This window comes from Nocardiopsis trehalosi NBRC 14201, from assembly GCF_001552555.1.
GTDB lineage: Bacteria > Actinomycetota > Actinomycetes > Streptosporangiales > Streptosporangiaceae > Nocardiopsis_B > Nocardiopsis_B trehalosi.
On the sequence record NZ_BCRK01000217.1, the window covers coordinates 1 to 9,080 of the forward strand.

Here is a 9,080-nt window from a genome sequence, read left to right on the forward strand (position 1 = left end):
CCCGCGGAGGGGCGGGCCGCCGCCGGCCGCGCGGGCGGCATCGACGACAGCACGACCACGTACGCGTGAAGGGGGCGGCGACGCATGAACTACAAGCTCACCACCAAGAGCCAGGAGGCGGTCTCGGCGGCCATCCGGCGCGCGACCACGGACGGCAGCCCGCAGGTCGAGCCGCTGCACCTGCTGGCCGCGCTCCTCGGCCAGGGCGAGGGCGTCATCCGCCCGCTGCTCAAGGAGGTCGGCGCGGCGCCCGACGCGCTGGCCGCGAAGGTCGAGCAGGCGGTCGAGGGCCTGCCCAAGGCGGCGGGCAGCACGGTGAGCGCGCCGCAGAGCGCCCGCCAGCTCATCGTGTCGCTCAACACGGCGGCGCAGCGCGCCGAGCGGATGGAGGACGAGTACGTCTCCACCGAGCACCTGCTGGTGGGGCTGGCCGCCGACGGCGGCGAGGCGAGCCGCCTGCTGACCGAGGCGGGCGCCACGCCCGAGGCGCTGCTCGACGCGTTCGAGCGCGTCCGCGGGCCGGGCCGGGTCACCTCCGAGAACCCCGAGGAGACCTACCAGGCGCTGGAGAAGTACGGCGTCGACCTCACCGGGCAGGCCCGGTCGGGCGCGCTCGACCCGGTGATCGGGCGGGACTCCGAGATCCGCCGGGTCATCCAGGTGCTGTCGCGGCGCACCAAGAACAACCCGGTCCTCATCGGCGAGCCCGGCGTGGGCAAGACCGCGGTGGTCGAGGGCCTGGCCCAGCGGATCATCGCCGGGGACGTCCCCGAGTCGCTGCGCGACAAGCGGCTGATCTCGCTCGACCTGTCGGCCATGGTCGCGGGCGCCAAGTACCGGGGCGAGTTCGAGGAGCGGCTCAAGGCGGTGCTCAACGAGATCAAGGAGAGCGCCGGCCAGATCATCACCTTCATCGACGAGCTGCACACCATGGTCGGCGCCGGCGCCGCCGAGGGCGCCATGGACGCCGGCAACATGCTCAAGCCCATGCTGGCGCGCGGCGAGCTGCGCCTGGTCGGCGCCACCACGCTCGACGAGTACCGCGAGCGCATCGAGAAGGACTCCGCGCTGGAGCGCCGGTTCCAGCAGGTGCTGGTGGGCGAGCCCTCCGCGGCCGACACCATCGCGATCCTGCGCGGCCTCAAGGGGCGCTACGAGGCGCACCACAAGGTGCAGATCGCCGACTCCGCCCTGGTCGCGGCGGCCACGCTGTCGGACCGCTACATCACCGCGCGGTTCCTGCCGGACAAGGCGATCGACCTCATCGACGAGGCCGCGTCGCGGCTGCGCATGGAGATCGACTCCCGCCCGGTCGAGATCGACGAGCTGCAGCGGACCGTCGACCGGCTGAAGATGGAGGAGATGGCGCTCGACAAGGAGTCCGACGCCGCCTCCGCGCAGCGCCTGGAGCGGCTGCGCTCCGACCTCGCCGACCGCCAGGAGGAGCTGAACGGCCTGGTGGCCCGGTGGGAGCAGGAGAAGGCCGGGCTGAACCGGGTCGGCGAGCTGAAGGAGCGCCTCGACGACCTGCGCACCCAGGCCGAGCGGGCGCAGCGCGACGGCGACTTCACCGAGGCGTCGCGGCTGATGTACGGCGCCATCCCCGAGCTGGAGAAGCAGTTGGAGGAGGCGTCCTCCGAGGAGGCCGCCGAGGGCCGCGACGAGCCCACCATGGTCAAGGACGAGGTCGGCGCCGACGACGTCGCCGACGTGGTGTCGTCGTGGACCGGCATCCCGGTCGGCCGGCTGATGGAGGGCGAGACCGCCAAGCTGCTGCGCATGGAGGACGAGCTGGGGCGGCGGCTCATCGGGCAGTCGGACGCCGTTGCGGCGGTCTCCGACGCGGTGCGCCGGGCGCGGGCCGGGATCTCCGACCCGGACCGGCCCACGGGCTCGTTCCTGTTCCTCGGCCCCACGGGCGTGGGCAAGACCGAGCTGGCCAAGGCGCTGGCGGAGTTCCTGTTCGACGACGAGCGCGCCATCGTGCGCATCGACATGAGCGAGTACTCCGAGAAGCACTCGGTGTCGCGGCTGGTGGGGGCGCCCCCCGGGTACGTCGGCTACGAGGAGGGCGGACAGCTCACCGAGGCGGTGCGCCGCCGGCCCTACACGGTGGTGCTGCTGGACGAGGTCGAGAAGGCGCACATCGAGGTCTTCGACACCCTGCTGCAGGTCCTGGACGACGGCCGCCTCACCGACGGCCAGGGGCGCGTGGTCGACTTCCGCAACACGCTGCTGATCCTCACCTCCAACCTGGGGTCGCAGTTCCTGGTCGACCCCGCGCTGGAGGACGCGGCCCGGCGCGACAAGGTCCTCGGCGTCGTGCGGAACACGTTCAAGCCGGAGTTCCTGAACCGGCTGGACGACGTGATCATCTTCGACGCGCTGTCGACCGACGACCTCACCCGCATCGTGGACCTGCAGGTCGAGAAGCTGGCGGCGCGGCTGGCCGACCGGCGGTTCGCGCTCGACGTCACCCCGGCGGCCCGCGAGTGGCTGGCGCTGACCGGTTACGACCCGGTGTACGGCGCCCGGCCGCTGCGCCGCCTGGTGCAGGCCGCCATCGGCGACCCGCTGGCCAAGGCCCTCCTGTCGGGCGGCCTCCAGGAGGGCGACACCGTCCGCGTCGACCTGGACGAGTCCAAGGACGCCCTCAGCGTCACCCCCGCCACCCCGGCCCCGACCACCTGACAGCGGCCCACCACCCGCCGCCCGCACAGAGGAGGGGGAGCGCCCAAGGGCGCTCCCCCTCCCGCGGGTCCGGGCCGTCCTACCTCCTACCCCGCGTGCGGGGTGAGGGCGACGACGAGGTCGGCGTCGAGGGCGGCGGCCAGGCGGTCGAGGACGCGCAGCGTGGGGACGCCGCCCCCCTCCTCCAACCGGGAGATGACCGGCTGGCTCATACCCGCGCGGCGGGCCAGTTGCGACTGGGACAGGCCCAGCTCCAGGCGCCTGGTGCGGATCGCCACGGCGAGTTCATAGGCGCGCCGGGCCTCATCCCGCCCGGCCTCGACCTCCGCTTCCGGTCGAGTGCCCGTTGTTCGGCGGCCGCTCTGGTTAACCTGAGAACGTGTCAGCCCTTCCCGAGCGGATGTATCCGCCCCGCGTCGAGGGTTGGTACGCCGATGACCTCGACCACCTCCCGGAGGCGCCCCGGCATACCGAACTGATCGACGGAGCCCTCGTCTTCATGAGGTCGCCGCAGCGGTCCTGGCACGGCCGCATCGTCACCGCGCTCACCGTCGCCCTGGAGGACCAGGCGCCCACGGGGATGGAGGTGGAGCGGGAGATGACCGTCCGCCTCGACCGGCGGAACAGACCTGAGCCCGACGTGCTGGTGGCGACGGCGGCCTACGATCCCGACCGGACCTGCTTCGCCCCGCAGGAGGTCGCCCTGGCGGTCGAGGTGGTCTCGCCCGAGTCGGCGGAACGCGACCGCGGGGTCAGACTCCGCGAATACGCCGAGGCGGGCATCCCGCACTACTGGTGTGTGGAGGAGGGCACCGACTCCCTTCCCGTGGTCCACGTCTACGAGCTGGACGGCCCGACCCGGGCGTACGCACCGGCCGGGATCTTCCGCGAGAGGCTGACCCGGTCCGTCCCCTTCCGCATCGACGTGGACCTGCACGCCCTGGTACCCGCACGGCGGGGCTAGCGGCCTCGGCCGGAGCGGCCGACCACTGCCCCGCCGTGCGCCGCGCCGCCGCGTGGCGCCTCCGGCGGTCGGTGCACCCCGGGGTTACTCGCCCGTGGCGCCGTCGGCGAGTTCGCGGGCGACGTCGAGGTGGCCCGCGTGGCGGGCGTACTCCTGGAGGACGTGGAAGCAGATCCAGCCCAGGGTCGGTGCGTCCTCGGGGGTGGCGAACCGGCCGCCGACGCGGGCCCGGTCGCCCAGGTCGGCCGCCGCAGCGACCTCCCGCGACCGGGCGCACTGCGCTCGGTAGAAGTCGAGGACGGACCCCACCGAGGCATCGTCGGGGACGTGCCAGCGCTCGGTGCCCGGGGCACTGTCGCCCCACGGCTCCGGCACGGGTTCGGCGGCGAACCCCCACTGGAACCAGCGGCGCTCCACGTAGGCGAGGTGCCGCACCAGCTCCAGCGGGGTCCACCCCGAGGGCAGCCGGCTGGTCCGCAGGTCCGCCTCCGCCATCCCGTCGAGCTTGCGCAGCACCACGGCCCGGTAGTGGTCGAGGTAGGCGTTCAGCAGCTCGCGCGGGGCGGACAGGGTGATCGGCGGCTCGTCGTCGCCGATGGGGGAGGTCGTCATGCCCCCGCACGTTACGCCCCCGCGCCGCCGGCCCGGCCCCGGCTCCCCGGCGGTCGCGGAAAGTGGCCGTCGGCGGGGGGCGAGGTCGGCATGGCCCCGCGCGTTACGGCCTCGCGCCGCTGGACCCGCCCCGGCTCTCCGGCGGTCGCGGAAAGTCGATACCCCGCTACCGGATAGCCGTTCCGGCGCCCGGATGCGACCATAGCGGGGTGTCCGACGCGCCGCCGTCCAGATCCCCGCGCGCCGCGGTCTTCGCCGCGGTGTGTGTCGGGGTCTCCGCCGGCGGGCACGTCCTGACATCGGGGCATGAGGTTCCGCTGACCGTTCTGGCAGTGGGCTACCTGCTGGTGTTCGCGATCGCCCGGGCCGCCGCCGGGGCGGAGCACGGCCTGGCCGCCGTCTGCGGCTGGATGGTGTGGGGGCAGTTCGCCCTGCACCTGCTCTACGGCGTCGCCTCCCCGGACGCGGGCGCGGCAACGGGCGGTACCGGGCACCTGCTCGGCCACCCGGCGATGCCCGCCGCCCTCTCCGACGACGGCGGCTCCGGCGTGCCGATGCTGGTCGCGCACCTGGCGGCCGCACTGCTCTCGGCGTGGTGGGTCCGGCAGGGCGAGGCCGCGGCCTTCGCCCTCGCGCGCCAGGTACGGACCCTGCTGCGCGGCGTGTTCACCGTCGCCGCGCCGCGCCCGCTGCCCGTCACGCCGAGCGACCCCGTCCGCCGACCGGACACCGCCGTCCGGCCCGCGGGCCGGCTCGTCCTGCGCCACTCCGTGGTGCGCCGCGGGCCGCCCGCCTCTTCCTGACCCGGAATCCACCGCCGCCGCGCCGCCGTGCGCCGCGGCCGACGTCCGCGTGCCCGCATCGGCGCGCGGCCATCCCCCGTGTCCCTCGTCCGGCGTGCCCTGCCGCGCGCCGCCGAGCAGTCGAGGAAGTGCCCCATGACGACGTCCGACCCCCGCCCCCGCCCGCCCGCACCCCCCACCGGCGCGGCCGAGGCCCCCACCCCCGAGGCGGCCGCACCCCCTGCCCCCGCGGCCCCGGATTCCCCACCACCCGCCGGCGCGTCCGGTGCCCCCGCCTCCGCGCCCGGCGCCCCGTCGGCCGCGCCACCCGCTGACCCGGCCGGCGCGGCCCTCCCGCCGGTGCCCGACTCGCCGCCGCCCGCGTCGCGATCCGCCTGGGGCGCGCTGCGGCCGGCCCTGCTCCGCCTGCACTTCTACGCGGGCGTCCTCGTCGCCCCGTTCATCCTGGTGGCCGCCGTCACCGGGCTGCTGTACGTGTACACGCCGCAGATCGAGCAGGCCGTGTACGCCGACGTGCTGCGCGTCCCGGTCGGTGACGCCGCGCTGCCCCTGGACGAGCAGATCGGCGCGGCCACCGCCGCCCACCCCGAGGGAACGCTGAGCGCGGTCCGCCCCGGTGCGGACCCCGGCGCGAGCACGCGCGTACTGCTCGACGTGCCCGGCCTGGCCGAGAGCCACCGCCTCGGCGTCTTCGTCGACCCCTACACCGGCGAGGTGCTGGGCGCCCTCGACAGCTACGGCAGCAGCGCCGCGCTGCCCGTGCGGTCGTGGATCTCCGAGTTCCACCGCCACCTGCACCTCGGTGACGTCGGCCGGATCTACAGCGAGCTGGCGGCGAGCTGGGTGTGGCTCGTCGCGGCGGGCGGTGTCGTCCTGTGGGTGACGCGGGGCCGGTCGCGGCGCCGGGCGCGCCGCCTCCTGCTGCCCGAGACCGGCGTGCGCGGACGGCGCCGGACGATGTCCTGGCACGGCTCGGTCGGCCTGTGGGTCGCCGTGTTCGTGCTGGCGATCTCGGCCACCGGGCTGAGCTGGTCCCAGTACGCCGGGGCCAACATCACCTGGATCCGCGAGCAACTCGCCTGGACCACGCCGACCGTGGCCACCGAGATCGACGCCGAGGGCGGCGCCGCGGCGGCCGGCGCGGACTCCGGGGACGGCGGCGGCACGTCCCACCACCGGCGCGACGACGGCGCCGTGGACCACAGTGAGCACGGCGGCGCCCCCGCCGACGAGGCCGCGGTGGACCACAGTGAGCACGGCGGCGCCCCGCCCGAGGAGGGCGGGACCGACCACGGCGAGCACGGCGCCGGCGCCGACCACAGCGGGCACGGCGGCGTCCCCATCGGCGCCCCCACCGGCGGCCCGGGGGCCGACCGGGTGCTGGAGGCGGCGCGCGGCACCGGCCTGGTCGGCCCCGTGGAGATCACGTTCCCCGCCGAGGCGGGCACCGCGCACACCGTCACCGAGACGCAGTCGCGGTGGCCCACCCAGCGGGACGTCGTCGCCGTGGACGGCGCCACCGGCGAGGTCACCGACGAGGTGCTGTTCGCCGACCACCCGGTGATGGCCAAGCTGACCCGGTGGGGCATCGACGCCCACATGGGGCTGCTGTTCGGGCTGCCCAACCAGCTGGTGCTGACCGCCGTCGCGGCGGGGCTCATCGGCGTGATGCTGTGGGGCTACCGGATGTGGTGGCAGCGGCGGCCGACGACGGCCTCCGCGTTCGCGTTCGGGCGCCCGTACCCGCGCGGGGCGTGGCGGGCCATCCCGCTGCCCGCGCGCGCGGCGCTGCTCGTCGCGGCGGTGGTCGTCGGCTACCTGATGCCGCTGCTCGGGATCTCGCTGCTGGTGTTCGTGGCGGTCGACCTGCTGCTGGCCGCCCGCCACCGGCGGCGCGGCCCCGGCACCCCGGCCCGGACCCCGGCACCCCCGGACACCCCCGACCCGGCCCCGAACCCCGTCCCCTGACGGGCCCATGAACGGTGCCCGGCCCCGGACGCTGTTGATCCGTCCCGGCCAAGCCCTACTCCGGGCGCGGCCGGGACGGAACCGCTGGCGGAAGCCGTCGGACTAGGTTTGCTCCTCGAGCTTTCGCCGTCTTCGTATCAGCGGTTGTCCCACGACGCCCACGTCGTACGCCTCCCGCTTGTGTGAAGAGCCGTCCCCCACGCGTCGGAGAGATGAGCAACGAGGGCAAGCCCGCGACCGTGTTCCTGGTCCAGCGATGGCGGAAGCTCGACGGGTCCCGGCGGCATCCGCTCGAGAGTCCCGGCGTCGCTGACGTCGATGCGCACGGCGGCGGTGTTCACGGTGACCCGCAGGCAGACCTCCCCACCGTGGGCGCCTGACAGTGTGTGGAGCACTGCGTTGGAGACCAGTTCACTCGTGACGAGGACGGCGGCGTCCATGCGGCTATGCCCGCTTCCGAGTGCGGCGCGGATGATGTGACGGGCTGCGCGGGCGGCAGCGGGAACGCCGTACAGAGTGTGTGAAGCGAAAACCGAGCGTACGACCGAGGGAGAAGTGGCGGTGCTCAACGGCCCTAGCTCCCCTGAATTTCGAGGTAGCGACGCACCAATGGGGCGAGATCGCGGCGCAGTGAATCGAGGGAGCGGTCCCGCTCCTCCCACACGGAGACGGCCGAAAGACCTTCGGGCTGCCAGCCGATGGCGCGGGGACGGCACACCGTTGTCCGGAGGATGGCCGGAGGGTGAGTAGACGCGGGCTGATGGACCCGCCGTCGTCGATGCCGCCCGCACGGCGGACGTAGTAGGGAGCGGAGGTAAGTGGCGAGCCGAGTCATGTCGTCCCCCGTCTATCGGTTCAGCACGGGCCGATCGCCAGTTCACGATGTGCGGTCGGCGGACGGTTCAGGCATGGCTGCGGCAGACTGAGCCTCGTGACCGAGAACACCGATACCCGCGACCAATGCCCCCTAAAGCGAATAATTTATAGGGGCTAAATCACCGTCCGTGACGACCGTAGCTCCCTTTTGGGCATTGTGCAATAGGGGGGCTAAAGTTTGAGTTGACGAAGTTCTACCGAGGGGACGAAGTGGACGCCAGGACGCTGCATGACATCGCCAACGTCAGTGATCCCGTGGAGCGCGCGCGTGCCGCGTCGGCGGCGATGGCCGGGTTGCAGGGGCAGAGCGTCGAGCTGTCGCGTATTCGGCGCGGCGCCATCGTGGAGGCGCAGGAGGGCGGGATGCGGCAGGATGAGATCGCCCGCCGCCTGGGGGTGACGCCCGGCCGCGTGAGCCAGATGAAGAAGGCGGGAGCGGCGGACGGGCACCGGGCGCCCGCCGGGCCCGTCGCGCCCCGGCCGCGCGTGCTGGTCGAGCGCGCCCTGCCCACCCCGCCCGCCGTGCGCGGGTCGGCGTCGCTCTACCTGACCGAGGCGGAGCGGCAGGGCCTCACGCCCGAACGCCGGATGCTGTTCGTCGGCCGGGAGCCCGCCAGCGAGCACGTCGCGGTCGGGCTGCGCGTGGAACCGGGCGAGGACGTCATCGCCCGGCGCAAGATGTTCTGGGCGAACGAGGTCCCCGTCCGCATCGCCACCAGCTATTTCCGGTGCGACGTCGCCGAGGGCACCCGGTTGGACGGCGAGGGGTTCGTGCTGCCGACGCTCCAGGCCGCGATCGAGGACCTCGGCCACCGGTTCGGGCACGCCACCGAGACGCTGACCGCGCGCCCGCCGACGCCCTACGAGTCCGACCTGCTCGACGTCGCCGGCGAGTGGGTGGTGCAGATCCTCCGTGTGAGCGTGAGCACCGACGACGTTCCGGTCCACGCGTTGGAGACCATCTGCGCGGCGAGCCGGCACACCTTTCCCATCGGGCAGGCGGTGGGCGGCGACCAGTTCTGACTCCTGCGGTGGGCGGGGACCGGGTCCGACCGGAGACGCCGATCGGCCCCCTGCTGGGGCGGGGGCCGATCGGGGTTGGGTCACGGGGGTGGGGACGGGTGGTCGGTCGGGGGGTGGTGGGGGCGGGTGTGCCAGTGGCGGGG

At 74.2% G+C, this 9,080-nt stretch carries 8 protein-coding genes; 5 read left to right on the forward strand and 3 right to left on the reverse strand.

What is annotated here, in order from left to right; all coding sequences use genetic code 11:
- The first annotated feature begins 84 nt into the window (after positions 1–84).
- A complete protein-coding gene (clpB, locus tag NT8_RS25035; protein ID WP_067974588.1) occupies positions 85–2,691 on the forward strand; it encodes an ATP-dependent chaperone ClpB in 2,607 nt (868 codons plus the stop codon).
- Positions 2,692–2,777: 86 nt separating this feature from the next.
- Here the strand turns inward: clpB and NT8_RS31090 are convergent, their stop codons facing one another.
- A complete protein-coding gene (locus NT8_RS31090) occupies positions 2,778–2,969 on the reverse strand; it encodes a helix-turn-helix domain-containing protein (RefSeq protein WP_067974591.1) in 192 nt (63 codons plus the stop codon).
- 101 nt (positions 2,970–3,070) lie between these two features.
- On the opposite strand from NT8_RS31090, the gene NT8_RS25045 reads away from it, so the two are divergent.
- On the forward strand, positions 3,071–3,655 hold the full coding sequence (locus tag NT8_RS25045; RefSeq protein WP_067974595.1) for a Uma2 family endonuclease: 585 nt from the start codon (positions 3,071–3,073) through the stop codon (positions 3,653–3,655).
- Positions 3,656–3,739: 84 nt separating this feature from the next.
- Here NT8_RS25045 and NT8_RS25050 read toward each other — a convergent pair whose 3' ends face one another.
- Positions 3,740–4,267: a DinB family protein gene (locus NT8_RS25050; protein ID WP_067974598.1), complete on the reverse strand. Its 528-nt coding sequence runs from the start codon at positions 4,265–4,267 to the stop codon at positions 3,740–3,742.
- 332 nt (positions 4,268–4,599) lie between these two features.
- Here NT8_RS25050 and NT8_RS25055 point away from each other — a divergent pair, with 332 nt between their 5' ends.
- On the forward strand, positions 4,600–5,070 hold the full coding sequence (locus tag NT8_RS25055; RefSeq protein ID WP_067974600.1) for a hypothetical protein: 471 nt from the start codon (positions 4,600–4,602) through the stop codon (positions 5,068–5,070).
- Between the two features lie 135 nt (positions 5,071–5,205).
- Entirely contained in the window at positions 5,206–7,038 is a 1,833-nt protein-coding gene (locus NT8_RS25060; RefSeq protein WP_084469265.1) for a PepSY-associated TM helix domain-containing protein, read from the forward strand.
- A 137-nt stretch (positions 7,039–7,175) separates the two neighbouring features.
- Here the strand turns inward: NT8_RS25060 and NT8_RS30095 are convergent, their stop codons facing one another.
- Complete coding sequence (locus NT8_RS30095; RefSeq protein ID WP_369406313.1) at positions 7,176–7,919, reverse strand: ATP-binding protein; 744 nt, start codon at positions 7,917–7,919, stop codon at positions 7,176–7,178.
- 205 nt (positions 7,920–8,124) lie between these two features.
- Here NT8_RS30095 and NT8_RS25070 point away from each other — a divergent pair, with 205 nt between their 5' ends.
- Positions 8,125–8,937, forward strand: coding sequence for a UTRA domain-containing protein (locus NT8_RS25070; RefSeq protein WP_067974605.1), 813 nt, complete (start codon positions 8,125–8,127; stop codon positions 8,935–8,937).
- Positions 8,938–9,080 lie beyond the last annotated feature (143 nt).

Excerpts from the sequence above, each read along its gene's own strand:
- NT8_RS25060 (WP_084469265.1), top strand. The coding sequence starts at position 5,206 with ATGACGACGTCCGACCCCCGCCCCCGCCCGCCCGCACCCCCCACCGGC.
- NT8_RS25050 (WP_067974598.1), bottom strand. The coding sequence starts at position 4,267 with ATGACGACCTCCCCCATCGGCGACGACGAGCCGCCGATCACCCTGTCC.
- clpB (WP_067974588.1), top strand. The coding sequence starts at position 85 with ATGAACTACAAGCTCACCACCAAGAGCCAGGAGGCGGTCTCGGCGGCC.